The 25,811-nt window shown below is 58.9% G+C and carries 19 protein-coding genes and 3 tRNA genes; 14 read left to right on the forward strand and 8 right to left on the reverse strand.

Features of this window, described 5'->3' with window-relative positions; all coding sequences use genetic code 11:
- Nucleotides 1-71 precede the first annotated feature (71 nt).
- The 3 genes from PLUT_RS04070 (at nt 72) to PLUT_RS11080 (ending at nt 2,575) form a co-directional block, all read left to right on the forward strand.
- The gene (locus PLUT_RS04070) at nt 72-1,088 is read left to right on the forward strand and encodes a radical SAM/SPASM domain-containing protein (RefSeq protein ID WP_011357523.1); all 1,017 of its coding nucleotides are present in this window, start codon (nt 72-74) and stop codon (nt 1,086-1,088) included.
- A gap of 174 nt (nt 1,089-1,262) precedes the next feature.
- Nucleotides 1,263-2,117, forward strand: a complete 855-nt coding sequence (locus PLUT_RS04075; RefSeq protein WP_162010063.1) for a hypothetical protein — start codon at nt 1,263-1,265, stop codon at nt 2,115-2,117.
- A gap of 29 nt (nt 2,118-2,146) precedes the next feature.
- Nucleotides 2,147-2,575: a VanZ family protein gene (locus tag PLUT_RS11080; RefSeq protein WP_011357525.1), complete on the forward strand. Its 429-nt coding sequence runs from the start codon at nt 2,147-2,149 to the stop codon at nt 2,573-2,575.
- 158 nt (nt 2,576-2,733) lie between these two features.
- Here PLUT_RS11080 and PLUT_RS04085 read toward each other — a convergent pair whose 3' ends face one another.
- On the reverse strand, nt 2,734-3,291 hold the full coding sequence (locus tag PLUT_RS04085; RefSeq protein ID WP_011357526.1) for a hypothetical protein: 558 nt from the start codon (nt 3,289-3,291) through the stop codon (nt 2,734-2,736).
- A 241-nt stretch (nt 3,292-3,532) separates the two neighbouring features.
- Here PLUT_RS04085 and PLUT_RS04090 point away from each other — a divergent pair, with 241 nt between their 5' ends.
- Nucleotides 3,533-5,425, forward strand: a complete 1,893-nt coding sequence (locus tag PLUT_RS04090) for an ABC-F family ATP-binding cassette domain-containing protein (protein ID WP_011357527.1) — start codon at nt 3,533-3,535, stop codon at nt 5,423-5,425.
- A 12-nt stretch (nt 5,426-5,437) separates the two neighbouring features.
- Here PLUT_RS04090 and PLUT_RS04095 read toward each other — a convergent pair whose 3' ends face one another.
- From PLUT_RS04095 to PLUT_RS04105, 3 genes are all read right to left on the reverse strand, one after another.
- Nucleotides 5,438-7,639, reverse strand: coding sequence for a prolyl oligopeptidase family serine peptidase (locus PLUT_RS04095; RefSeq protein WP_011357528.1), 2,202 nt, complete (start codon nt 7,637-7,639; stop codon nt 5,438-5,440).
- A 145-nt stretch (nt 7,640-7,784) separates the two neighbouring features.
- On the reverse strand, nt 7,785-8,318 hold the full coding sequence (locus PLUT_RS04100; protein WP_011357529.1) for a hypothetical protein: 534 nt from the start codon (nt 8,316-8,318) through the stop codon (nt 7,785-7,787).
- A gap of 112 nt (nt 8,319-8,430) precedes the next feature.
- Nucleotides 8,431-9,483 carry an RluA family pseudouridine synthase gene (locus PLUT_RS04105; protein ID WP_041464049.1) on the reverse strand — a complete coding sequence of 351 codons (1,053 nt, stop codon included), beginning with the start codon at nt 9,481-9,483 and terminating at the stop codon, nt 8,431-8,433.
- Between the two features lie 41 nt (nt 9,484-9,524).
- Between PLUT_RS04105 and lpdA the strand changes: the two genes are divergently transcribed.
- The 4 genes from lpdA (at nt 9,525) to bchH (ending at nt 18,077) form a co-directional block, all read left to right on the forward strand.
- A complete protein-coding gene (lpdA, locus tag PLUT_RS04110; RefSeq protein WP_011357531.1) occupies nt 9,525-10,943 on the forward strand; it encodes a dihydrolipoyl dehydrogenase in 1,419 nt (472 codons plus the stop codon).
- Between the two features lie 159 nt (nt 10,944-11,102).
- Nucleotides 11,103-12,257 (forward strand): magnesium chelatase ATPase subunit I, encoded by a 1,155-nt coding sequence (gene bchI, locus PLUT_RS04115; RefSeq protein ID WP_011357532.1) that lies wholly within the window; start codon nt 11,103-11,105, stop codon nt 12,255-12,257.
- Nucleotides 12,257-14,119, forward strand: a complete 1,863-nt coding sequence (bchD, locus tag PLUT_RS04120; RefSeq protein ID WP_011357533.1) for a magnesium chelatase ATPase subunit D — start codon at nt 12,257-12,259, stop codon at nt 14,117-14,119. Before bchI ends, bchD begins: the two co-directional genes overlap by 1 nt.
- 130 nt (nt 14,120-14,249) lie before the next feature.
- The gene (gene bchH, locus PLUT_RS04125; RefSeq protein ID WP_011357534.1) at nt 14,250-18,077 is read left to right on the forward strand and encodes a magnesium chelatase subunit H; all 3,828 of its coding nucleotides are present in this window, start codon (nt 14,250-14,252) and stop codon (nt 18,075-18,077) included.
- 162 nt (nt 18,078-18,239) lie between these two features.
- Here bchH and guaB read toward each other — a convergent pair whose 3' ends face one another.
- The gene (guaB, locus tag PLUT_RS04130) at nt 18,240-19,733 is read right to left on the reverse strand and encodes an IMP dehydrogenase (protein WP_011357535.1); all 1,494 of its coding nucleotides are present in this window, start codon (nt 19,731-19,733) and stop codon (nt 18,240-18,242) included.
- A 176-nt stretch (nt 19,734-19,909) separates the two neighbouring features.
- On the opposite strand from guaB, the gene PLUT_RS04135 reads away from it, so the two are divergent.
- The 6 genes from PLUT_RS04135 (at nt 19,910) to PLUT_RS04160 (ending at nt 22,776) form a co-directional block, all read left to right on the forward strand.
- Nucleotides 19,910-19,996 (forward strand) — tRNA-Ser (locus PLUT_RS04135).
- A gap of 89 nt (nt 19,997-20,085) precedes the next feature.
- A tRNA-Ser gene (locus PLUT_RS04140) sits at nt 20,086-20,168 on the forward strand.
- Nucleotides 20,169-20,182: 14 nt separating this feature from the next.
- Nucleotides 20,183-20,275, forward strand: a tRNA-Ser gene (locus PLUT_RS04145).
- Nucleotides 20,276-20,643: 368 nt separating this feature from the next.
- Complete coding sequence (locus PLUT_RS04150) at nt 20,644-21,396, forward strand: AAA family ATPase (protein ID WP_203415245.1); 753 nt, start codon at nt 20,644-20,646, stop codon at nt 21,394-21,396.
- Nucleotides 21,396-21,884: an RloB family protein gene (locus tag PLUT_RS04155; RefSeq protein ID WP_011357536.1), complete on the forward strand. Its 489-nt coding sequence runs from the start codon at nt 21,396-21,398 to the stop codon at nt 21,882-21,884. The genes PLUT_RS04150 and PLUT_RS04155 overlap by 1 nt, the downstream gene beginning before the upstream one ends.
- Before the next feature lie 145 nt (nt 21,885-22,029).
- Entirely contained in the window at nt 22,030-22,776 is a 747-nt protein-coding gene (locus PLUT_RS04160; protein WP_011357537.1) for an SAM-dependent methyltransferase, read from the forward strand.
- 375 nt (nt 22,777-23,151) lie between these two features.
- Here the strand turns inward: PLUT_RS04160 and PLUT_RS04165 are convergent, their stop codons facing one another.
- From PLUT_RS04165 to PLUT_RS04175, 3 genes are read right to left on the reverse strand one after another with little or no spacing between them, the layout of a single operon-like run.
- Nucleotides 23,152-23,874: a prepilin peptidase gene (locus tag PLUT_RS04165; protein ID WP_011357538.1), complete on the reverse strand. Its 723-nt coding sequence runs from the start codon at nt 23,872-23,874 to the stop codon at nt 23,152-23,154.
- The gene (locus tag PLUT_RS04170; RefSeq protein WP_011357539.1) at nt 23,871-24,818 is read right to left on the reverse strand and encodes a type II secretion system F family protein; all 948 of its coding nucleotides are present in this window, start codon (nt 24,816-24,818) and stop codon (nt 23,871-23,873) included. Before PLUT_RS04170 ends, PLUT_RS04165 begins: the two co-directional genes overlap by 4 nt.
- A 17-nt stretch (nt 24,819-24,835) precedes the next feature.
- Nucleotides 24,836-25,804 carry a type II secretion system F family protein gene (locus PLUT_RS04175; protein ID WP_011357540.1) on the reverse strand — a complete coding sequence of 323 codons (969 nt, stop codon included), beginning with the start codon at nt 25,802-25,804 and terminating at the stop codon, nt 24,836-24,838.
- Nucleotides 25,805-25,811 lie beyond the last annotated feature (7 nt).

Below are 25,811 nucleotides of genomic sequence, written 5' to 3' on the forward strand. Positions count from 1 at the left end.
TGTGACTTTTTTGGGATCGTGTGTTTTCTCCCGCTGTGTATGCATCAACCCTTAACTGCTAGAGTATTGTTATGAAAAGATATGCGCGCTGGGCTAAAGTGTTGTACGGCTGGAAAATCAATAAAAGCGTCGATGCGCTTTGTCCTCCGGAAGAGGTGTTTCTGGAGATTACCAACACGTGCAATTTCAAGTGCAGCTACTGTCCGCATGCTGAGCCGAACCATTTTCTTGAGGTAAGTCCGGCAACCATGTCTCCGGATGACGTTCTGCTTCTTCTGGGTAAACTGCGTGATGGGGGGGTCACTACGAGTGCCATACATCTGAATATCGATGGAGAACCCTTCATGAACAGGCGGATCGATCAGATTTGCTCTGCCGCGATAAGCAAGGGGTGGAATACCTTTATTTTTGCGACCAACGGTTATTATGCCAGCGCTGAACGGGTGAACGCACTGCCGGCCGCAGGCAAAGACGTCCGGTATCTTTTCACGATAGACTTCTGTTCCGACAGGGTCCTATTTGAGCGGTATCGGGGTGGTACAGGTTCATGGGATGTCGTGCGCCAGAATGTCCATGATCTGATAAGCCTTGATATTCCGCATGTATCCATCGTCATGACCGATATTTCATCGTTTGTCATTACTGATCGGAGGGAGTTGCTCTCACGGTATGCGGCTTTGAAGCAGCTGTTCCCTGATTCGAAGAGGCTGGGGTTCAAGACCCGGGAATTTCATGATGTCACAGCCTATGTCACAGGTCAGGTGAACGGCAGTCATGAGCACAGAAAGTACAATGAGTGCCCGTACCCATGGACGTCAATTCATATCGCTGCTAATGGTGATGTAATCTCCTGCGACAGGGATCTGCGGCATAAAAATGTTCTGGGGAATCTTTTCACCGAGAATTTCTCTGACATATGGAACGGAGAAAAATACAGAAGGCTCAGGAATGCCATACTGGAAGGTGATCTGGCGGACATGGGCGCCTGTCCTTTTTGTGATCTTCCCTACGACAGCAGCAAGTTCTCACTGCGACATCTCGCTCAAGTAGCGGTTGTTCGCCTAGGGGCTTTCAGTATGGTTGATTAGGGTGGGTTGTGTGCGGTTTGCTTCTGTCGATCCCTGCTGTAGGGTGGTTAATATTCATAATGAGTGCGTATGAATGGAATAGGAGGCTTTTTTGAGCTTGAGCTGCCTCATGGCGGGACACTGCCCCATGAACGGGCTCTAGGACTGAGTACGGGGAGGGGATGCTTGACGTTGATGCTTCAGGAACTGGAGCCAAAGATCGTATATGTTCCGTTTTATACCTGTGATGCGACGCTTGAACCTTTCAGGACGCTTGGTATACAAACCCGGTATTATGGCTTGGATGAATACCTCTTTCCCATTGATCTGCCTGAGCCGGCTGCAGGGGAGTATTTTCTTTGGACGGATTACTTCGGCATTTGCAGGAGGCACACAAATACACTGAAAGCTCATTTCGGTAGATCCCTGCTGATTGATGATACCCACAACTTTTTTACCTATGGTCATCAGGGCTATTGGTCATTTACTTCAGCGCGCAAGTATTTCGGTGTCCCTGATGGGGCATTTCTTTATTCTCCCCGGCCGCTTTCCGTTGATCTCGAGCGGTTCCGGGGCGTCTCTTTGACTCACGGTGTGCTACGCCGACTTGGGCGGGGAGTTGAAGCCTTTGCCGCATCTCAGTCTTATGAGCATACCTTGGATTGCCGTGTTGCTAAAATATCGGAGATCTCGGAAGGTTTATTGCGCGGTGTTGATTTTCCTGCCGTTGCAGCTCTTCGAAGAGAAAATTTCAGGTTTTATCATTCCCGGCTGGGTTCCTCAAATCAGTTGGAAATCGATATGGGGGAACAGGTGCCATTTTCCTATCCTTATCTGCCAACGCGTCCAATCACGCATACATCAATGCATAGAAAGGGATTCTTTATTCCTGTTCTCTGGCCGGATGTCATCCATAGGGACGCAGCCGGGTTTGAATGGGAAAAATACCTTGCGGCCAATACGCTGCATTTACCAGTTGATCATCGTTACTTTCCTGAAGATCTGACCCCGATTGTTGAGTATATCCTTCATGCAGAGGGGCGAGAGTGAACAGTATTCGTAGTTAAGTTGGCATACAGATGAATAACTCCTTGCATGCGTTGATGATAAGAGTTCCGCTATGGAAAACGCTTTTCCTGCCGGCAGGCAGATATTTCACAATATCAGTTTGGGTCGCAGTTACATTTATTGCCTTATTTCCCGGTGCTCATCCACCGGTTGCCACCTTCAATTGGGTGGATAAGATTGAGCATTTTATCGCATTCAGTACGCTTGCGTTTCTTTTTTGTCTATTTTGGGAGACCTCACGGGTTCGACTGTTCCTGCTTCTCCTTGCTTACGGCTGCGGTATAGAACTGTTCCAGCTGTTCATCCCGGATCATGTTGCAAGCCTGCTTGACATCCTGGCAGATTTCTTTGGGATTGTTTCGGGTCTGGGGGGCATTTTCCTGCTTGAACGGATAATTGATGACCGTCAGGACGAGGCCGACCGTCTGAGCGTCAGATAATAGGCATAGCCTTACGCGAATTGGTATGAAAACGGGCCTTGCTGTCAGCTGAATGGGTACTATCAGCGACTGTATTGTGTGTCTCGATTGATTTAGGATAGCGTATGCGCTGATGGCCGATAAGGGCGGGACTTCAGGAAACGGGGTTCCCGCCTTTTTTATTTCTGCATTGTGCGGATGCGGCTGAAGAGGCTCGTGTGGGGGTGTTTCAGGAGGTCGTCCTGGTGCTCGGGGAGGGTGACGTGCCTTGCTACCGTTTCAAGCATCCTGTCGTCGAGGTGCTCGGCGATCTGGAGCATGCGGGCGAGGTGGTGGCGGAGTTCCGAGATGATGAACTTCTCTGCATGGTGCTTTTTCATCCTGCCGAGGATTTCGGCCAGGATGGGCGGGTCGATATGGCGCGAAACCTCGGTGAAGTACTCCGGGGGGAGGTCGTTGGCATAGCCGGTTGCCTGCTCCACGCCCATCTTGAGGCAGACGCCGGCAGCTATCTTCGGCCGTATGTGCTCGACCATCAGCGGGATGACGACGAAGTGCGGGATGTACTTTACGATCATGCTGATGGCCTGGTACAGCTCATCGAACCCTTCCGTTTTGGCATCAACCACTGAGCGTGTCCAGAGGGCGACAGCTTCCTGCTGGTGCTGTTCCATACGGCGGATGGTTTCGGGTACGGGGATCTCAGCCCAGGCGAGGGTGTCGTCGATACAAGCCATCTGAAGGGGTCGGGTTCGGATATGATTGATCGGGGGCCGCGGCCCCTTTTTTTATTGTAATCAAAAAAAACCGATCACGAAACCTCCCCTCACCCAGACTTCGCTTCAAGCGTATTGCGGAGGGTGCAAAACCCGATGCATTGTCTATATTGGGGCGATATATCGGGACGCCGCCGGGCGCGACATCCGCGCTTCCCGGACATGCGGCATTCGATTCACTTACAGGGAAGAGAAGGTACATATGGTTTTACTGACGGTTGAGGGGCTCAAAAAGCAGTACGGGCTGAAGCATCTGTTTTCGGACGTGTCGTTCGGCATCGACGACGGCGACAAGGTCGGCATCATCGGGGCAAACGGGAGCGGCAAGAGCACGCTGCTGCGGATTCTGGCAGGGGTGGAGCAGCCCGACAAGGGGCGGCTTATGGTGGCCAACAAAAAGAAGATCTCCTTCCTCCCCCAGGACTCGCCCTTCGATCCGCAGGACACGGTGCTCGAGGCGGTGCTGCGCTCCAGCGACCGGGTGATGGACCTCATTCTCCAGTACGAACTTGTCTGTGAAAAGCTCGAGCATCTCCACAGCGAGGACCCTTCGCTCATCGACACCATGAGCGAACTGGCCCATGAGATCGACGTCGCCGGCGGCTGGGAGCTCGAGTCGAACGCCAAGGCGGTATTGGGGCGTCTCGGTCTGTATGACCTTACGGCCAGAATGGGCACCCTGTCGGGCGGCCAGCGCAAGCGAGTTGCCCTCGCCCATGCGCTTGTCGTGCCGAGCGACGCCCTCATCCTCGATGAACCGACCAACCATCTCGATGCAGACAGCGTCGAATGGCTCGAGCAGTACATCAAACGATACCAGGGCGCCGTAATCCTCATCACCCACGACCGGTACTTCCTGGACCGTGTGGCGATGCGCATGATTGAAGTCGATAAAGGAACGGTTTCCACCTATACGGGCGGGTATTCAAGCTACCTGCAGCAGAAGGCAGTGGAGGAGGAGCAGGCCGTGCGAGACGAGCGCAAGCGCCAGGCGCTCGTGAAGCAGGAGCTGGAATGGATGCGCGGAGGCTGCAAGGCCCGCACCACGAAACAGAAAGCCCGCATGCAGCGGGCCGAAGGGCTGGTCTATGCTCCACCAAAGGAGAAGGACCAGGCGCTCTCGATCGACTTCGGTTCCGATCGTCTCGGCGACAAGATCGTCGAGTTCCATGATGTCTCGAAAGCATACGGAGAGAAAACCCTTCTGCGTGATTTCGAGTACCGAATCCGCAAGGGTGACCGCATCGGCATCATCGGTCCGAACGGATCGGGCAAAACCACCCTCTTTGAAATGATCGCCGGCCGCATCCAGCCCGACAGCGGCCATATCGACATCGGCAAGACGGTCCGGATCGGCTACTACGACCAGGAGAGCCGCAACCTCGACGAATCGAAACGCGTGATCGACTTCATCCGCGAGGATGCCGAGCAGATAAAGACCAAAGACGGCACGGTGGTCTCTGCAGCCAAAATGCTCGAGCGCTTCCTGTTCTCCGGATCCCAGCAGTACAACACGATCGGTACCCTCTCGGGCGGCGAACGCCGCCGCCTCTACCTGCTGCATCTCCTGATGGAGACTCCGAACGTGCTGCTGCTTGATGAGCCGACCAACGATCTCGACATTCCGACACTCCGGGTGCTCGAGGACTACCTCGACACCTACGAGGGGTGCCTTGTCGTGGTGAGCCACGACCGCTACTTCCTCGACCGGACGGTGGAAGACATCTTCGCCTGGGAGGAAGGCGGCACCATCCGCCGCTACCCCGGCAACTACACCGTCTACCTGGAAATGAAGGCGGGGGAGAGGGCCTCCCGTGAGAAACCCTCACAGAAAAAAGAGCCGGTGCGCCAGAACGCCGCCCCTGTGCAGGCACCGACCCAGCGCAAACTCAGCGGGAAGGAGAAAAAGGAGCTGGAGCGGCTTGAACAGGCGATCGCGGCAGCTGAAGAGCGCCAGCAGGCGATTGCAGGGGAGCTTGCCGCAGCCGGCAGCGACTTTGCCATCGTGCAGCGGCTCAGCGGGGAGCTCGAGCTGCTGCAGAAGCAGCTTGAGCTGGACATGGCCCGCTGGACCGAACTTGCCGAGTTTGCCTGAAGGCCGATCCGCTCAATGTTCCGGCTGAAAGTTGCTGTCGCCCGTCTGCCAGAGCCCGAAGGAGAGCACGTCGGCCAGCGACTCGAACGTTTTTGATTTGGTGTTGCCCATCCCGTGCCCGGCTTTCCTGTCAGCGAAAAAGAGCACCGGTTTTGCTGACGTCGTCGCCTGCTGGAGCCGTGCCGCGAACTTCGCCGGCTGCCAGGCGCTGACCCTCGGGTCGTTCAGGCCGGTGGTCACGAGTGCGGCAGGATAGGCGGTGCCATCCTGTATGTTCAGGTAGGGGTCCATGGCAATGAGGGCGCGGCATTCATCCTCCTTGTGCACCGTTCCGAACTCCGGTACGTTCACCGGTCCGTTCGGAGTCTTTTCCCCGCGCAGCGGGTTCATGGCTCCGACCTGTGGAATGACTGCCCCGAACAGCTCCGGCCGCTCCGCCATCGCCATCCCCACCATGATTCCCCCCGCACTCGCACCGTTGAGGACGATTTTTCCCGGTTTCGTGTACCCGTTCCGTACGAGGTACTCCGCCGAGGCGATGGCGTCTTTCCAGGTGTTGGGTTTCTTCTCCTTCATGCCCTCCACATGCCACCGGTCGCCAAGCTCCCCGCCGCCGCGCACATGGGCGATGGCGAAGATTCCGCCCCGTGTGGTCCAGAGCAGCGTGGAGGGGCTGAAGAACGGCGAGATCGATTTGCCGTAGGCGCCGTATCCGTAAAGCAGCACAGGGTTCTCTCCATTCCGTTTGAGCCCCTTGCGGTAGACGAGGGAGAGGGGTACCATGGTGCCGTCGTGGGACGGCACCATCACCTCTTCCACCACCATGTTCCGGTACTCGGGGTACTCCGCCGAGGAAGAGATGGTTTCTTTGCGGTATGTTCCGGTTTCGGGCAGGTAGCGGTAGCGGCGGTAGTCGCTGCTCCAGCCGGCGATGGTTACCCAGATGTCCCTGAACCTCGGGCCTTTCGAGGAGATGTAGGCCGAGCCGGCCCTGAAGGGGAGGGTGAGCGGGGCGACTTTGCCGGTCGCGTGCTCGAGCCGGTACATCGTCGCTTCGACGCCGTGGCGGGATCGGGTGAAGTAGAGGGCGTCACGGGTAAGGCTGAAGGATGTGAGGAGCGCGTCGGGGTCTTCCCCGACGACGGTTTCAGCGTTGCTGAAGTCCGGCCGCTCGAGCGGGGTTTTCAGGATCCTGAAACGGGGAGCGTTTTTCGGCGTGAACACGTACAGCTCAGTCGCTGTGGTTGCAAAATCATGGATCTCGTCTTCGGGGCGGATCAGCGGCTTCCAGTCGATCTTCGGGGCCAGCAGGCCGGCCGAAGGGGCGGTGTAGACCCGGAGGCGCCGCTCGACGCTGGAGACGAAGGCGAAGAGGCGCCCGCTCTCGCGGTCATAGGTGACGCCGGGAATCTCGGAGCCTGCAATCTGCAGCTCGGGGTACTTTTCGGCTGAAAATATCTCGATATCCTCCTTCGGGTCGGTACCGGCCCGGTGCAGGAATACCTGACTGTCGTACTGCGGGTTCTGGCCCGGGCGGGTAAGGGGCCGCAGCCTGTTGTAGATGAATGCGGTGCCGTCCTCCGTCCATGAGGGAGAGGCGAACCGGCAGCGGTCGATGATTTCAGGGTAGAGCTGTTTACGGTCGACGTCCATGATGAGGATGCGGTCATCTTCCGAGCCGTTGGCCGATACCGATACGGCTACCCTCAACCCGTCGTCGGAAGGGGAGATGTGGCTGATGACATGGCGCGTGCCTTTTTCGCGGTCGAGGGTGCCGGGGTCGAAGAGCAGGGTTTCCCTGCCTTTGAACCCCTCCCGCAGGTAGAGTTTGCCGGTTTCATCGCCGGGCGTTTCCTTGAGGTAGAAGTAACGGTCGTTGTCGGTGATGGAGAGACTGTAGGCCTTCGACTTCCTCCTCAGGTCGAACTCCTCCATTTTCCGGAGCAGTTTACCTCTGCCGGGGATGCTTTCGAGCACCGCGCGGGCATGCTCCGACTGCTCCTGGACCCACTCCGCGACAGCGGGAACACTGAAATCCTCAAGCGGGCGGAACGGGTCGGAGACCTCCACCCCGCAGAGCGTCTCAGTGTGCGGCCGGCAGGGCGGAGCAACCCTCGGCGCCGCCGGACCCTGTTCCGTGGCCTGGAGGGTCCCGCCGGAGAGGAGAGAAGCGAAAAGCAGGACGATGAGGAGGGATGCCGGGGATCGGGTCATTGGCGTCAAGGGGTTTGAATGTGAAGCTGTCTTTTTCGTTGTACAAGAAAGCGGCCAGGCAGTGTGGTGCTGCCGGCCGCTGTGCTCACTGCTCTATTCGTGTAATATACAGCATTACAGATAATCCCCGGGGGCCGTCAATCGTTCATCTCCAGCGGGGGCGATCTGCGTCTCTCTGGCGGTCACGGTCATTGGAACGGTCATTGGAACGGTCATTGTAACGGTCATTAGGGCGATTCCTGTCCTGCCGTTCCCAACTCTCTGCTCGGCGGTATTCCCGGTCCCGCCGCTGGCGGATCTCCTCATACCGGTACCGTGAGATGTGAGTGGGCAGGCGCTGCCTGCGCACCGTCATCCAGGGACCGCGGTAGTTTGATGAGCGGTACCACTCCCCTCCGTCATAGATGTAGTACTGGTCCTGGTAATAGATGATGTCATAGGGCGCGCCTACCGAGACATAGAACCCGAGATCCGGAGTGTAGAGGAACCGCGGCTGGCGCTCGATTGCAAAGCGCCGGGGACCCCGCTGCTCGACGACAACCGGCGTCGGGGAGCTCACAATGACGGGGCCGGGGGCTCCGAGGTTGATGTTGACATTTACTTTCGCCTGTGCGTCCGGCCCGTAAGCGGCTGCGGCGAGAAACGCTGCCAGAGCTGCGGTTTTCATTCCTGTGTTCATACGTACTGTCCTGTTTTCTTCGTGTTGGCTTCCTGAATTGTCATGGGCACATGGCAGGAGAGGATGAAGATGATGGTCTGCCGGTTCGGGTCCCCGGCAGAGATGATCGGCTTCAGGCTTCTCTTGCGCTCCTGTATATGACGCGGATTTTCTCAAGAGCTTGCGCCATGTCTTCGGGAAGCGGTGCAGTGAAGGAAAGCGGACGCCCGGTCGTGGGCTGGTGGAAGGAAAGGCTTGCGGCGTGCAGGGCCTGGCGGGGGAGGAGGTCGAGGAGGTTTTTGACGAAGCTTTCGCTTCTCGGGAAGTCGAGGGTTCGCAGTGAAGCGCCGCCGTAGGTGGTGTCACCGAGGATCTGGTGGCCGAGGTGCTGCATGTGGGCGCGGATCTGGTGGGTCCGGCCGGTGTGGAGGGTAAGCTCTGCGAGTGAGAACCAGTGGAGGTTTTCGGTGACCCGGTAGTCGGTTATGGCCGTTTTGCCCTCAAGTCCCTCGTAGGGGAAGTTGGCCATGACCTTGCGGTCCCTTCTCGAGCGGCCGATGTTGGTATGGATGGTGCCTTCCTGCGGCTCCGGCACCCCCCAGAGGATGGCGGTGTAGAGTTTCGACACCTTCCGGTCGGCGAACTGCCTGGCAAGGCGGTGGAGTGCGGTGGGGTTCCGGGCGACGATGATGAGGCCGGAGGTGTCCTTGTCGAGCCGGTGCACGATGCCGGGACGGAGTTCATCCGTTTCAAGTTCTTCTGCATCGGTGCCGAAGTGGTGCAGGATGGCGTTGGCGAGCGTGCCGGTCCAGTTGCCGAACGCAGGATGCACCACCATGCCGGGGGCCTTGTTGACCACCATGAGGTCACTGTCCTCGTAGACAATGTCGATCGGGATGTCTTCGGGCGCAAGCTCCGGAGCGGGCGGGCGGAGGAAGGTCATCTCAATCGAGTCGCAGGACTTCACCCGGTAGTTCGACTTCACCGATTTGCCGTTCACCAGCACCCGTCCGTCCTCGATGGCTTCCTGTACCTTGTTCCGGGTTGCGTTTTCGACCTGCCGGGTAAGGTACTGGTCGATGCGCATTGGGCACTGCACCCTGCTGACCTGCAGGGTGAGTTTTTTCGGCTCAAGGGCCAGGTCCCCCCCGGGGGGGCATTCGTTTTTTTGCGGGTGATTTTGCATTTTGCTGAACATTATACTAAAACCCTGACACAATTCAGCGTATGCCTTCCATGAACGCTTCAACTCCTCTTTCAGCTCCCCGCAAGGTAGACGTTGCCGTCATCGGTTCCGGGCCCGGCGGCTACGAGGCGGCACTCCTTGCCGCCCGTATGGGCATGCAGGTCGCCCTCATTGAAAAATCGGCACTGGGCGGCGTCTGCGTCAACTGGGGCTGCATTCCAACCAAAGCCCTGCTCCGGAGCGCCGAGGCGTTCGACCTCGTCCGGAAAGGGGCGGCGCTCGGCCTGCATGCTCCCGGTGCATCCTTTGAGCTTGCTGCAGCCGTAAAGCGCAGCCGTACGGTGGTGCTGAAGATCTCGAAGGGAATCGAGTACCAGCTGCGCAAAGCGGGTGTGGAGGTAGTTCCCGGCGAGGCGCGCTTTGCCGGTCCGCACGAGCTCGACATCATCCGTGAGGGTGCGGTTGCCGACACCATCACCGCACGCTCCATCATCATCGCCACCGGCGGCAGGATGCGCACCATTCCGGGCCTTGAGCCCGATCTTCGCCTTCTCATCACGAGCCGCGAGGCTCTTGCCATGAAGGAACTGCCGGCCTCCATGATCGTGCTCGGCGGCGGGGCGATCGGCGTAGAGCTGGCCTGGTTCTATGCAACCATCGGTACCCGGGTCACCATCGTCGAAATGATGGACCGCCTCATGCCGCTTGAAGATGCCGAGATATCCGAAGCCCTCAAACGCTCGTTCCAGAAGGCCGGCATCACGGTCGCTACCGGCTCGAAGCTCGAGGACGTAAAAAGAGAAGGGGAGCGGGTTACGGCCCGGCTTATGGTTCCGGGTGAAGAGCCGCAGGAGATCGAGGCGGAGCGTCTGCTGCTGGCTGTCGGTGTCGGCGGCAGCACCGAAGGGCTCGGGCTCGAGGCTGCCGGTGTCGGTGTGTCGCGGGGGTTCATTGAAACCGATGCACTGTGCCGGACCGCCGTGGCGCACATATACGCCATCGGCGACGTGCGCGGCGGGATGCTGCTCGCCCACAAGGCCTCGGCCGAGGCCGCCATCGCCGTTGCCTCCATCGCCGGCACCTCTGCCGAACCCCTGGAAGATACCATGATCCCGCGCTGCGTCTATGCCGAGCCCTCCATCGCAAGCATCGGCATGAGCGAGGAGCAGGCGGTTGCTGCCGGGAAAAACGTGTCGGTCGGCCGCTCGAACTTTGCCGCATCCGGCAAAGCCAACGCCTACGGCAGCCTCGAAGGGCTGGTGAAACTGGTGTTCGAGGCCGGGGGCGGGCCGCTGCTCGGCGCCCATCTCATAGGCCACGGCGCAGTGGAGCTCATCGGGGAGCTGGCGCTTGCCAGAAGCCTCGGCATCACGGCATCAAGGCTCTCCTCGGTCGTCCACGCGCACCCGACCCTGTCGGAGTCGATTCGTGAAGCCGCCCTGCAGGCTCTCGGGGAGTGAAGGGCATGCCGGCCGCCACCTTTATTAAAAGGATTTTCGATTGTCGGGCTAAAAGCATAAATTCAAGGTTTATTATTGCAACTCCTTAACCAACAGTAAGCCTTTTCCGGTGAATGATTTCTCGGTTCACGGGGCGGGGTCTCAACCAAACGATCAATTATGACTCAGACTGAAACAGCTGCCAAGAAAACTGCTGCCAGGAAAACAGTTGCCAAGAAGGCCGCAGCGGCTCCTGCACCCAAAAAGGCTGCAGCTCCTGCCAAGAAGAAGTCCGGCCTTGCGTTTCCTTTCACCGCCATCGTCGGCCAGGAGGAAATGAAGCTCAGTCTGATCCTCAACATCATCGATCCGAGGATCGGCGGCGTGCTCGTCATGGGCCACAGGGGTACCGGCAAGAGCACCACGGTCCGTGCGCTTGCAGAGGTGCTTCCCTTCATCGAACGCGTACAGGACGACATCTACAACCGCACCCCTTCGCAGTTTGTCGAGGGTGAGGATGCAAGGAAAGGCGCAAAAGCGATCGACCCCGCAACCCTGAAGACCGAGAAGATCCCCGTTCCCGTCGTCGACCTTCCGCTCGGTGCGACTGAAGACCGCGTCTGCGGTACCATCGACATCGAACAGGCGCTCACCAGCGGCGTCAAGGCCTTCGAGCCGGGTCTGCTCGCCCAGGCCAACCGCGGCTTCCTTTACATCGACGAGGTCAACCTCCTCGACGACCACCTTGTCGACGTGCTGCTTGATGTGGCCGCCAGCGGCAAGAACGTGGTCGAGCGCGAGGGCATCAGCATCCGCCACCCGGCCCGCTTCGTGCTCGTCGGTTCCGGCAACCCCGAGGAAGGCGAGCTCCGCCCGCAGCTCCTCGACCGTTTCGGCCTCCATGCCCGCATCATCACCATCCTCGACGTCGCCAAGCGTGTCGACATCGTCAAGCGCCGCCGTGACTTCGATGAGGACCCGGATGCCTTCATGAAGAAGTACAACCGCGAGCAGGTCAAGCTGCAGAAGAAGATCCAGACCGCCAAGGACCTGCTTCCGGAAGTGACGATGAGCGACGAGGTACTGACCGACATCGCCCGCCTCTGCATGAACCTCGGCATCGACGGCCACCGCGGTGAACTTACCATCACCCGTACCGCCCACGCCCACGCCGCCTTCATGGGCCAGAAGGTGGTCACCATGAAGCATGTCAGGGAGATCGCAGGACTCTGCCTCCGCCACCGCCTCCGCAAGGATCCGCTGGAGACGCTTGATGCTGGAGAGAAGATCGAACGTGAGCTCGCAAAAGTCCTTGGAGAAGCAGAAGCAGTATAATGAAGATAGCTTTTACCGATATAGTGGGAATGGATCTGGCCAAGCAGGCGCTCATGCTGCTGGCCGTCGATCCAGCCCTCGGCGGTGTCGTCATCCCCTCGGCCGTAGGCTCGGGCAAGTCGACTCTGGCCAGGGCATTTGCCGACATCCTTCCCGAAGGGACCCCCTTCGTGGAACTGCCCCTGAACGTCACTGAAGACCGCCTCATCGGCGGCGTCGACCTTGAGGCGACTCTGGCAAGCGGCGTACGCGTCGTGCAGCACGGCGTGCTCTCAAAAGCCGATGGCGGCGTGCTCTATGTCGACTCGCTGAGCCTGCTTGACAGCTCGGCCGTGTCGCACATCATGGACGCCATGTCGAGGGGCGAAGTGCTCGTCGAGCGTGAAGGACTCAGCGAGGTGCACCCGGCCAACTTCATGCTGGTCGGTACCTACGACCCCACAGACGGCGAGGTGCGCATGGGCCTGCTCGACAGGATCGGCATCATCGTCCCCTTCACCGCGCAGAACGATTTCCGGGCGCGCAAGAAAATCGTCGATGTCGTCCTTGGAAAAAGGAATCTTGAAGATACCCGCGACGAACTGAAAATGCTCGCCGGGTTCATCGATGCGGCCAAGGAACAGCTTCCGCTGGTCTCCATCACGAAAGAACAGGTGCAGGCGCTCATACAGACCGCCCTCAGCCTCGGCGTCGAGGGCAACCGCGTCGACATTTTCACCGTCCGTGCCGCACTTGCCAGCGCAGCCCTACAGCAGCGCAGCGATGTCGATGAAGAGGACATGAAGCTGGCCATCAAGCTGGTGCTCATTCCCCGTGCGACCCGCATGCCCGAGCGTGAAGAGGCGGCTGAGGAGATGGGACCCGAAGAGGCGCCGCCTCCCGAAGAGGAGCCGCAGGACGGGGAAGAAGAGCAGCAGCCGGACAACTCGACGGACGCCGATGCCGAAGAGGAGAAGGAGGAGACCCCCGACATGATCGAGGAGCTCATGATGGAAGCCATCGAGACCGAGCTGCCGGACAACATCATGAACATTTCGCTGGCTTCGAAGAAGAAGAGCACGTCGGGAAGCCGCGGCGAGGCCTTGAACAACCGGCGCGGCCGTTTCGTCAGGGCCCAGCCCGGCGAGATGCGCAGCGGCAAGGTGGCCCTCATCCCCACGCTGATATCGGCAGCTCCGTGGCAGGAGACCCGCAAGAAAGACAAGAAGATGGCGGGCAGGCCGAAAACCGCCCTCATCATCAGCAAGGACGACGTGAAGATCAAGCGGTTCCGCGACAAGAGCGGTACCCTGTTCATCTTCATGGTCGACGCCTCCGGCTCGATGGCACTCAACCGCATGCGCCAGGCCAAGGGCGCGGTTGCAAGCCTGCTACAGAACGCTTATGTGCATCGCGACCAGGTCGCACTCATCTCCTTCCGCGGCAAGCAGGCACAGGTGCTTCTTCCCCCTTCGCAGAGTGTTGACCGTGCAAAGCGCGAGCTCGACGTGCTGCCGACCGGCGGCGGAACCCCGCTCGCCTCAGCCCTCTACCTCGGTTGGGAGACCGCCAAGCAGGCCCGCACCAAGGGAGTCTCGCAGATCATGTTCGTGCTCATCACCGACGGGCGCGGCAACATCGGCCTGCAGTCCTCGTTTGACCCCAATGCCGAGAAACCCTCCAAAGAGGATCTCGAAAAAGAGGTCGAAGCGCTCTCGCTCTCCGTGCAGTCCGACGGCATTGCCTCCGTGGTCATCGATACCCAGATGAACTACCTCTCCCGCGGCGAAGCTCCCAAACTTGCCCAGAAACTCGGCGGCCGCTACCTCTACCTTCCGAACGCAAAAGCCGAGCAGATCGTCGACGCAGCCCTCAGCTTCTGACATTTTCCCCATTCCGTCCCGGCATGTTCCGGGACGGGATATTTCTTGATTTTCTTCTTCTTTTCTACATTGTAGATACGGGTTGCCACGGCGGCCTGAATATCTTTTTTGTAAAAAAGTCAAGGAAGTCATGTCACAACTTCGCAAAATCGTTGCCGTTGTAGGGCTCGAGCAGTACAACGCAGGTCTCTGGAGGAAAATCAAGGGGCTGCTCTCGGGCGAGGCCGAGCTGACCCAGCTGAGCGACGTGGATCTGGAAAAGCAGCACCCCGAGGCTGCAACGGCCCTCCGGGAGGCCGACTGCGTGTTCATGAGCATGATCCAGTTCAAGGAACAGGTTGACTGGTTCAAGGAACAGGTAGAGGCCGGTACCCCCGGCAAGACCATTTTCGTGTTTGAGTCGATGCCGGAAGCCATGTCCCTGACAAAGGTCGGCAGCTACGGCACCGGGGACGGCAAGGCGGGCATGCCCGACATGGTGAAGAAGGTGGCCAAGATGCTTGTGAAAGGCCGTGACGAGGATGCCCTCTACGGCTACATGAAGCTGATGAAGATCATGCGAACGATCCTCCCGCTCGTGCCGGCCAAAGCGAAGGACTTCAAGAACTGGCTGCTGGTATACTCCTACTGGATGCAGCCGACGGCGGAGAACATCGCCAACATGTTCCGTCTCATCCTCAAAGAGTACTTCAACGAACCAGTCACCGTCGGCGCCATCGTCGACGTGCCGAACATGGGACTCTACCATCCCGACGCCCCGGAGTATTTCAAGGACGTGAAAAGCTACAAGTCGTGGATGAAGAAGCGCGGAGTGAACATGGACAAGGGGCGCCGTATCGCCCTGCTCTTTTTCCGCAAGCACCTGATCCAGGAAAAGACCTATATCGACAACACCATCCGTGTGCTTGAAAAGCACGGCATCCAGCTCTATCCCGCCTTCGTGACCGGTGTCGAGGGCCATGTGCTCGTGCGTGACTGGCTTTTGAAGGAAAAACTCGACATGCTGGTCAACATGATGGGGTTCGGCCTCGTCGGCGGCCCTGCAGGCTCGACCAAGCCCGGCATCGCAGCCGATGCCCGCCACGAGATCCTCTCGAAGCTCGACGCCCCCTACATGGTCGCACAGCCGCTCCTTACCCAGGAGTATGAATCATGGCACGAGCTCGGTGTCTCGCCGATGCAGGTGACCTTCACCTACTCCATCCCTGAGATGGACGGTGCCGTCTGCCCGGTCATCCTCGGTGCGCTCCGTGACGGCAAGGTGGAGACCGTGCCCGAGCGTCTTGAGCGCCTCGCCATCCTCGTCAAGCAGTGGCTTCGATTGAGGGAAACGGCGAACCGCGAGAAGAAACTCGCCCTCATCGTCTACGACTATCCGCCGGGCCTCGGCAAAAAAGCCAGTGCAGCCCTGCTCGACGTGCCCAAAACCCTCTTTGCCGTGCTCCAGCGCCTGAAGAAGGAGGGGTACGAGGTCGGCAAGCTGCCGGAAAGTTCTGATGAACTGTTCCGTCTGCTCGACCGCGCAACCGACTACCAGGCCCTGCAGAACAGACGCGAAGCGCTTACGGTAAGCCATGAGCGATTCAAGGAACTGACGACGGCGGGCGAGCGTGAGCGCATCGAAGAGCGCTGGCAGTCGTTCCCGGGCGAGATCGTTCCGATGGGCACCGAAGAGCTGTTTATCGGTGGCATCCGGTTCGGCAACATCTTCATCGGCGTCCAGCCGCGCATCGGCGTGCAGGGGGACCCGATGCGGCTTCTGTTCGACAAGTCGAACACCCCGCATCACCAGTATATCGCGTTCTACCGCTGGATCAGCCGCGAGTTCCAGGCCCACGCCATGGTGCATGTCGGCATGCACGGTTCGGCCGAGTGGATGCCGGGCCTGCAGACGGGCCTGACCGGAGAGTGCTGGCCGGACGCCCTCTGCGGCGAGGTTCCGCATGTCTACATCTATCCGATCAACAACCCGAGCGAGTCGACCATCGCCAAACGGCGCGGTCTTGCCACCATGGTCTCGCACGTCGTGCCGCCGCTTTCTCGCGCAGGCCTCTACAAGGAGCTTCCGGCCCTCAAGGACCTGCTTGCCGACTACCGCGAGCGCAACCCGCGGGGAGCGGGTGATGGGAGCGATGCGGCAGGCATCGAGGAGGCAATCATGCAGAAGGCCGAGCTGCTCAACCTTACCGATGACTGCCCGAAGAGGGAGGGAGAGCCGTTCGCCGACTTCGTCAGCCGCCTCTACATCTACATGAGCGAACTCGAAAACCGCCTCATATCCAACTCGCTGCATGTGTTCGGCGAGGCAAGCCCTCTTGAGTCGCAGGTCACCACCATCACCGAAACCCTTAAAAACCGGGGTGAGAACGGCCGTACCCTGCCCACCATCCTGCTCGCTTCTTCCGGAAAGAACGGCCACTTCACCGGCTACGAAGAGCTGGCCGCACGTTCCCGCCAGGGTGACGAAGAGGCCATCCGTCTGCGTGAATGGGTCGAGCAGGCCTGCCGGCAGTTCGTCGAAGAGGTCCTGTTCCAGCACAAGTCGGCTTCGGGTGTGTTTACCGCAATCACCGGCGGCAGCCGCCCTGCCGCTGAGGACCAGCCGTTCATCGAGCAGCTGATGGGCGAGGGAGCGCAGCTCCTGCATGCCCTTCGTGACAACACGGGCGAGATGGAGTCGCTCATGAAGGTGCTCAACGGCCGCTACATCGCCTCTGGCCCCGGCGGCGACCTGGTGCGCGACGGCATCAACGTCCTGCCGTCCGGCAGGAACATCCATGCCATCGACCCCTGGCGGATCCCTTCCGAGCTTGCATTCAAGCGCGGGACCCTCATCGCCGACAGCATCGTCAAAAAGCACCTTGAGGAGAATGAAGGCCGCTATCCTGAAACCATCGCACAGGTGCTCTGGGGCCTTGACACCATCAAGACCAAGGGCGAGGCCGTGGCCGTCGTCATCCGCCTGCTCGGCGGTGAACCCGCTTACGACGCCTTCGGCAAGATCAGCCACTACGGCCTCGTGCCGCTTGATCGCCTGAAGCGCCCTCGCATCGATGTGCTCATGCAGCTCAGCCCGATATTCCGTGACGCGTTCGGCCTGCTCATGGACCAGCTCGACCGCCTGTTGAAAGAGGCTGCCAAAGCCGATGAACCCGAGGATATGAACTTTGTCCGCAAGCACGTCAACGAAGCCATCGCAGGAGGAGCAACGTTCGAGGGCGCGACGTCGCGGCAGTTCACCCAGTCGCCCGGCGCCTACGGCACCTACGTCGACGACATGATTGAAGACTCCGCCTGGGAGTCCGAGGACGACCTCGACGATCTCTTCATCCGCCGCAACAGCAGCGCCTACGGCGGTGAGCGTAAAGGAGAGAAGGAGACGGAAATCCTCAAGAACCTGCTCGGCTCGGTCGACCGTGTAGTCCATCAGGTCGATTCCACCGAGTTCGGCATCTCCGACATCGACCACTACTTCTCATCGTCCGGCTCACTGCAGCTTGCCGCACGGCGGCGCAACACCAGGGCAACGGACGTGAAGCTCAACTATGTCGAGTCCTTCACCTCCGACATCAAGGTCGACGACGCGGAGAAGTCCCTCCGGGTCGAGTACCGCTCCAAACTCCTCAACCCGAAATGGTTCGAGGGGATGCTGAAGCACGGCCACAGCGGCGCTACTGAAATCAGCAACCGTGTCACCTACATGCTCGGCTGGGACGCCGTGACCAAGAGCGTTGACGACTGGGTCTATAAAAAGACCGCGGAAACCTACGCCCTCGACCCCGAGATGCGCGAACGCCTTGCGAAGGTGAACCCGCAGGCCATCAAGAACATCGTCGGCAGGATGCTCGAAGCCCACGGCCGCGGTATGTGGTCTGCCGACCAGTCGACCATCGACGAGCTGCAGGAGATCTACGCTGATCTTGAGGACCGCCTCGAAGGCATGACGGATGAGGATTGATGGTTGAAGATTGATGGACGAAGATTGAGGGCCGAAGATTGAGCTGTGGGTAGAGAATGCGGCGAAGAGCCGGAAAACAGACGCGGGTCCATCAGGACCCGTTTCTGTTTATATGAGTGCGCCCGTTGCCGGGGATGTGCTGCAAGAGACGAAGCCTGGCGTTCAGGTGGCCGTGGAGTAGTTCGGAGCCTCTTTGGTGATCTTGACGTCGTGCGGATGGCTTTCGCGCAGGCCGGCAGAGGTGATGCGGACGAACTGGGTCTTCGTTTTCAGCTCCTCGATGCTTGCGACCCCGCAGTAGCCCATGGCGGACTTCAGGCCTCCGATCAGCTGGTAGACGACCTCGTCGAGGCGACCTTTCGAGGGGATCCTGCCCTCGATGCCTTCCGGAACATATTTCTTCGACTCGCTTGAAGCGTCCTGGAAATACCGGTCGCTGCTGCCTTCGGGTTCCGACATGGCGCCGAGCGATCCCATGCCGCGGTAGGTCTTGAACCGGCGCCCTTCGTAGAGGATGGTCTCGCCCGGGCTCTCGTCCGTTCCGGCGAAAATGCTGCCCATCATGACGGCGTCTGCTCCGGCGGCAAGTGCTTTGGCGATGTCGCCGCTGTACTTGATGCCGCCGTCGGCAATGATCGGTGTGCCGGTTTTTGCGGCTTCCTCGGCGCAGTTCAAAATGGCGGTAAGCTGCGGCATGCCGACGCCTGCCACGATGCGGGTGGTGCAGATGCTGCCGGGCCCTATGCCGACCTTCACCGCATCGGCTCCGACCTTGATCAGGTCACGCACAGCCGATGCCGTCGCCACGTTGCCCGCGATTACCTGCAGATCGGGGTAGGCTTTCTTGATCATCGCAACCGTATCGAGCACCGCCTGGCTGTGGCCATGCGCCGTATCGACGGCGACCGCGTCCACTCCCGCTTCTACAAGTGCCCTGACCCGGTCGATCGTGTTGGCACGGATGCCGACTGCCGCGCCCACCATAAGGCGTCCCTGGCTGTCCTTGCAGGCATCGGGGAACTGTTTGCGGGTCTGGATGTCCTTGAAGGTGATGAGTCCCTTCAGGTGCCCTTCAGCGTCGGTGATGAGGAGCTTTTCGATCTTGTTGGTGAGCAGGGTCTCTTCGGCTGCTTCAAGGCTCACGTCTTCACGGGCCGTGATGAGGTTCCTGCTGGTCATGATGTTGGCGATCTTCGCATCAGGAGCGGGTTTCATGCGAAGGTCCCGGTTGGTCACGATGCCCTTCAGCTTCATCTCGCCGCTGTCGCCCGATTTCGGACGCTCGACGACCGGAATGCCGGAAATCGAGTGGCGCAGCATGAGGTCGATGGCGTCCTGCATGGTTGCATCTTCATAGAGGGTGAAGGGGTTGCGGATGATGCCGCTCTCAAAGCGCTTCACCTTGGCCACCTCGCGCGCCTGCTCTGCGACGGAGAGGTTCTTGTGGATGATGCCGATGCCGCCGGAACGCGCCAGCGCTATGGCCAGACCTGCCTCGGTGACCGTATCCATGGCGGCGCTCACCATGGGGATCTTCAGGGATATCGATTTTGTCAGCCGTGAAGAGACGTTGGTCTCCTTCGGCAGTACGTTGGAGTATGCTGGTATGAGCAGGACGTCGTCGAAGGTCAACGCTTCTTGCAGGATCTTGGTCATGGGGCACGGGTTGGTTGATTGCGGCAAAATGGATCTGCCAATTTACAAAAAGTGCCGTTAGAACGGCAATCTGCTGTAAAAAATCCATTGCAGGGCCGGTTTTTGGCAACTGAATCGGAAGGAACCTTTTTGAAAAAATAAAATAGAGTGTAAATTAGAGGCCGTTTCTATGGAACGGAGAGGTCGCATAGTGGTCTAGTGCGCTCGCCTGGAAAGCGGGTAGGGTGTAACAGCCCTCGAGGGTTCGAATCCCTCCCTCTCCGCTGAACGTCGTCCTTTCGGGCACCGGAATTTTTCTGGTATTTTGCCTTGGGAATGGCTATCTTTTGTTCCTGTTCTTTACATGCCAAGTGGAGGATTAGCCTAATTGGTAAGGCAGCAGTCTTGAAAACTGCCGGGTTCACGCCCATGGGGGTTCGAGTCCCTCATCCTCCGCAAAAAAAACACCTGGAGAGGTGGCCGAGTGGCTGAAGGCACCGGTTTGCTAAACCGACGTAGTCTGTAAAGGGCTACCGAGGGTTCGAATCCCTCCCTCTCCGCCAAATGACAGTATGAAGCTGTCTCATATAGTCCGAAAAGCCCTTTAAAATCAGGGCTTTTTTGGTTTATGGCTCTAATGAGGCCTACATTGGCAGCAATATCAGGGCACCCCTGTCGTGAAATCACCCCTCCAACTCGCAGCCATGCTAGTTCGTCCGCACTGGCGAGCTTCAGAACATGGAGCGCTCACAGATTGAATTCGAAACCGGCACCTGGTCGATTCCTGCGGAACTCAGGATGATGAAGCATCCGCACGTTGTCCGGCTCTGAGGGCAGTACATTGCAATTCTTCGAAAACTGCAGCCGGAGCGGCGCGGCCAATATGTCTTCCCAGGACGAGCCTCTCGTCCGATGCGAAACAACAGCATCAATGACCATTGAAATCGAAGCGGAAGTCCCTGACGGGGCGCCCGATTACGAAGATTTGCGTCCGGTTTTCGACTGGTTTGCACGAGATCTGGTCATTTTCAATGAGCAGGCCCCACTGAATACGCAGTTTGCCATTCAGCTGCTAAAAGATGCTGAAAGCAAAAAGCGGATATGCGACTTCCTCACAACGGCAGATATCAGTATTTCTGATATCGAAGTTGTTACCGATAAAGTGCCCGGGCAAAAAGTGCATTTTGATCTGACCGCCGGCAAAACCGAACTGCGAAGTGAAGAGTTTGAGGAAAGCAGATTGCGTTTCACCCATGTCACTGACCAGGGGAAAGCGGTCTTCGATCTTGATGATGAGTCCAATGGCACGCGCATCCTGGTGTTTCTGGCAGCGCCTATTCTCGATATTCTCGACAAGGGTCTTACGCTGGTCATCGATGAACTCGATACCAGTCTGCATACCCTTCTGGTCAGGGAGCTGGTAAGATTGTTCCATCGTCCCGAAATCAACCGGCGTGGTGCGCAGCTGCTATTCACCACGCATGACACCTCCCTGCTTGACGCACCGGGCCTGTTTCGACGTGATCAGATATGGCTGGTCGAAAAAGATACCAGCCAGGCCTCGACATTGGCTGCTCTTGCGGAATTCAGTCCCCGTAAAAACGAGGCTTTGGGGAAAGGGTACCTGAGCGGCCGGTATGGAGGCATTCCCTTCCTGACCCATCATTCAGGGGAGGTTGACTGATGGCGCGTGATAATTCACCCAAAATCCGGCAGATAAAGCATCTGGAACGTAAACTGGGGCGACGGGCCAGCTATGAGCGGATATTGATCGTTTCTGAGGGAAGCAAAACCGAACCGAACTACTTTGAAGAAATCCGTTCCACGCTTCGCCTGCATACCGCCAACGTGGTGGTACGTCCCGGCGAACTTGGAACAGCACCCTTTCAGGTTGTCCACTATGCCAAACAGCTTTTTCTTGAGGGTGACAGGCACCGAAACATCCAGCGCCTCGCCTTCGAGCAAGTCTTTGCCGTATTTGACCGTGATGATCACAAGAACTATTCCAATGCGTTGAACGCTGCCGGATTGCTTGATGGAACCCCCAGGAACGACAACAGGCAGTTGATCCGATTCCAGGCGATTCCTTCAGTGCCAAGCTTCGAACTTTGGCTCCTGATTCATTTTGAAAACATTCAGTCACCAATCAATCGCCATGCAGTTCTTTGCTGATTGAAAAAGCATCTTGGGGCGGCATGCTATAGTTATTGTATGAGGAATCGAAACGAGTATGCGCTATGTATATTACGGAACAAGTATAAACACCGTGAGGCAGTACGCAAATCAATTCATAACCGTCATAGGGAGATAGCAGACAATGGACATTCCAAGGATTTTCAGCATCACTGAAAATGCTCATCGCATCCACGACCCGTTCACACCAGAAAAACTCGCTGCTCTCGGAGCCGCTTTGAAAATGGAACCCGGGACCCGCATTCTCGACCTCGGCTGCGGCTCGGGCGAGATGCTGTGCACCTGGGCACGTGAATATGGCATCTTCGGCACTGGTATCGACATGAGCCAATTGTTCTTTGCTCAAGCCGGGCGCCGCGCTGAAGAACTCGCTGTTGACGGCCGGGTCAAGTTCATTCACGACGATGCTTCCGGTTACGTAGCCGCCGAAAAAGTCGATGTGGCAGCCTGTCTCGGTGCCACGTGGATTGGCGGGGGAGTCGCCGGCACCATCGAACTTCTTGCCAGAAGCCTCCGTACTGGAGGAATCATCCTCATCGGCGAACCCTATTGGCTGCACGTACCATCGACAGAAGATGTTGCCAGGAGTTGCCGTGCCGGTTCGATAGCCGACTTTCTCACGCTTCCGGAACTGCTCGCCTCTTTCGGAAGACTCGAGTACGACGTTGTGGAAATGGTTCTGGCAGACCAGGACAGCTGGGACAGGTACGAGGCAGCCAAGTGGCTCACAATGCGGCGATGGCTCGAAGCCAATCCCGACGACGAGTTAAGCAATGATGTTCGAGCTGAATTGACCTCGGAACCCGTGCGCTACGCCACGTACACACGTGAGTACCTCGGCTGGGGAGTGTTCGCATTGATGGCGCGGTAATGAAGAGCTTTTCCTGCGACCCGGACACAAGGACGTCGGTCATTGACGGGTTTGCCGTTCATGTTCAAAGCAATGACGCTGCCTCTTTCCTGTTCGATGCGATACCTGATGGATCGAGAGGCATCGGTACACCTGAGGGTGCACTGCAGAGGGAAGAGCGGGGGGCGTGAGCTCCGTAAGGCGCCGTTCTTTCGCGTCCGAAGCGGACAGTCGTTGCTCACGCAGGTGAACCGCGCATCGGATTCGACAGGTGAAGCTCTTTTTCAGAGTGTGGCATCAATAGATCTTGTGATAGCAAGGGTGCTGTTGCGGGTTCAGTCAGGGGGGGCACGGACTGCCAGCGCGGGTAATCCATCGTTGCGTTACTTCCGGCATTCAATGTGAATACGCGGCAAGCAGGCTCCAGACCAGCGCCGCCGCAGCAATGGCGGGCCCGAACGGCCATTCAGCGTCGGGGTCAGGGCGTTTCAGCCATCGCCACACCGCATACCAGACCACGGTACCCACACTGGCCCATACCACCATGTAGAGCACGTCGAGCAGTCCCCACCAGGCTCCAAGTGCGGCCAGGAGTTTGATGTCCCCGCCACCGATCCCGTCTTCACCCCTCCGGCGGCGGTACAGCCATGCCAGCCCGCCGAAGATGCCCGCCACAACGGCAGCCGATGCCGCGCTTTCCGGCAGGTTCTGCGAAGTCAGCCCCGCCCAGCTTGCGGCCAGGCCCGAGAGCCCCAGCGGCAGGACAATCCGGTCCGGCAGGAGCGTGGTGTCCCAGTCGATGAGGGCGAGGAGTATGAGGGCGCTGGCAAGGCCGGCCCCGGGAAGCCGGGACAGGAATGCCGGATCGCTTGTGCTGTTGGCCAGACAGATCCACAGCCCCGCGTTCAGCAGCGGCACCCAGATGCGTCTTGCCGGCGGCAGAGCCTCTTTGAGGCCCCCGCCGGGGCCCCGCCATTCCTCGAGTGAGACTTCGCCATCGAGCAGTACCTTCTCCGCAGTGATGCGGGCCAGAGGCACCAGCAGGTACCCCGCAAACAGCCCGCCGGGCAGCCATGGCAAGTGGTTCAGGAGGGCATGCCATAGGTCGTTGGGGCTCATGGCATCGGTTTGTTTGAGAGGGCATGCATCACCTGGATGACTGCCGGGCCCAGAAGCACCATCATGAGGGTGGGGAAAATGAACAGGATGAGCGGAAGGAGCATCTTGACGGGGATTTTGGCTGCGAGCTCCTCGGCCCGCTGTGTGCGTCGAGAGCGCATCATGTCGGACTGCACGCGCAGCGATTCGGCGAGGCTGGTCCCGAACCTGTCGGCCTGCGCAAGCACGGAGACGAGGTCGTCCAGATCTTCAAGGCGTGAGCGCAGTGCCAGATTGCGCAGGGCTTCGATGCGGGTGGCACCGGCCCGGATTTCAAGGGCCGAGAGGTAGAACTCCTGCGCAAGGTCGGGATTGGTGCCGGCCATTTCCTTCGATATTCGGGTAATGGCGGCATCGATGCCCATCCCCGACTCGGTGCATATGACCATGAGGTCAATCATGTCTGGCAGGCTGTCGCGCAGCCGTCCGATACGTTTTCTCGTGATGAAGCCAAGCAGCATTTCGGGCAGATAGTAGCCTGCGGCGGCGGTGCACACCACAAAGATCATGGTGCGGGTCGGGGGGACACCGGGCGCTCTTACATACAGGAACAACCCGAGCAGGACCGGAAGCACGACGGAGAGCAGGGTTTTCAGGGCGAAGTAGTATCGGGGCGCGTTGATGCTGCGGATGCCGGCCTGCAGAAACAGTAGCTGCACGCCGGAGCTCTGCCACCCTTTTTCCGGGATCGAGAGTTTTGAGAGCACGTCGATGACTGGTGTGATTTTGCGGGCGGCGGCTGATTTGGGCCGGGCGCCCTCATCCGGCAGGCGGCTCTCGTGGAGGATGCTGATAAGTCGTTTTTTGATGGCATTGCCGGCCCCCCAGTTGTAGATGGCGAGCACAACCGAGGCGACGGCGGCCCCCGAGAGCAGGGTGGTAAGGATCAGGAGGGTGTTTTGCATGGCGGCGGTTCCCGGAGTTAAACCTTGAAATTGACGATGCGTTTGAGCAGGAAGAACCCGACGGACATGAGGCCGAGAGCGGAGAGGGTGAGTTTGTGGCCCTCGGGAGTGGTCCAGAGCACCGAGATGTATCCGGGGTTTATGAGGGTAAGGATGGCAACGAGCGCAAAGGGCATGCTTCCGAGTACCCAGGCCGATGCGCGCCCTTCGGATGACAGGGTGCGGATCTTGCCGCGCAGCTTGATGCGCTGGCGAATCGTGTTGGAGAGGCCGTCGAGCAGTTCGGTGAGGTTGCCGCCGGTTTCGTGCTGGATCTGGAGGGAGATGACAAAGAAGTTCAAGTCAGTGCTCTGCACCCGGTCGGCCAGCTCGCCGATGGCGTCTTTGAACGGGATGCCGAAGCCGATCTCATCAAAGACGGTTTTGAATTCATGGCCTATGGGGTCCCTGAACTCCGTGCCAAGCATGCCGATGGCCGAGGTGAGGCTGTGGCCGGCGCGCATGGACCGGGAGATGTAGTCAAGCGCTTCGGGGAGTTTGTCCCCGAAGGCACGGCGGCGCCGGTTGGCCGCGCGCGACAGCCAGAGCACCGGCGTGGAGGCGATGGCTGCTGCAGGCACAAGGATGAAGAGGGCGTTGATGCCCATGAGCATGCCCGGCACGCCGACCAACGCAAACAGCCCGAGTGTCATGGCCAGCACCTGCAAGGCGCAGAGCGGGCTGTGGGCGCGCCGGATAAGGGCTTCGAGCTGACTGAATGCTTTAAAGTGTGAACGCAGCCAGCTCTCACCTGCACCCTCACGCACCGTGTTCTGCACCCCTCCGGGACCCTTCCCGGCACGGTGAACGGTGTTGTGGATTGCCTGCAGACGATGATTCTTTGCCTTGCTGCGGGGGTCGAAGAGGCCTACCCACACCCGGTGGAGCAGCAGCACCGTCAGGAGGACTGCCAGAAATGCAATGAGAGGAAAGAATAACAACGCCATGATGTGC

This window comes from Pelodictyon luteolum DSM 273, assembly GCF_000012485.1.
GTDB lineage: Bacteria > Bacteroidota > Chlorobiia > Chlorobiales > Chlorobiaceae > Chlorobium > Chlorobium luteolum.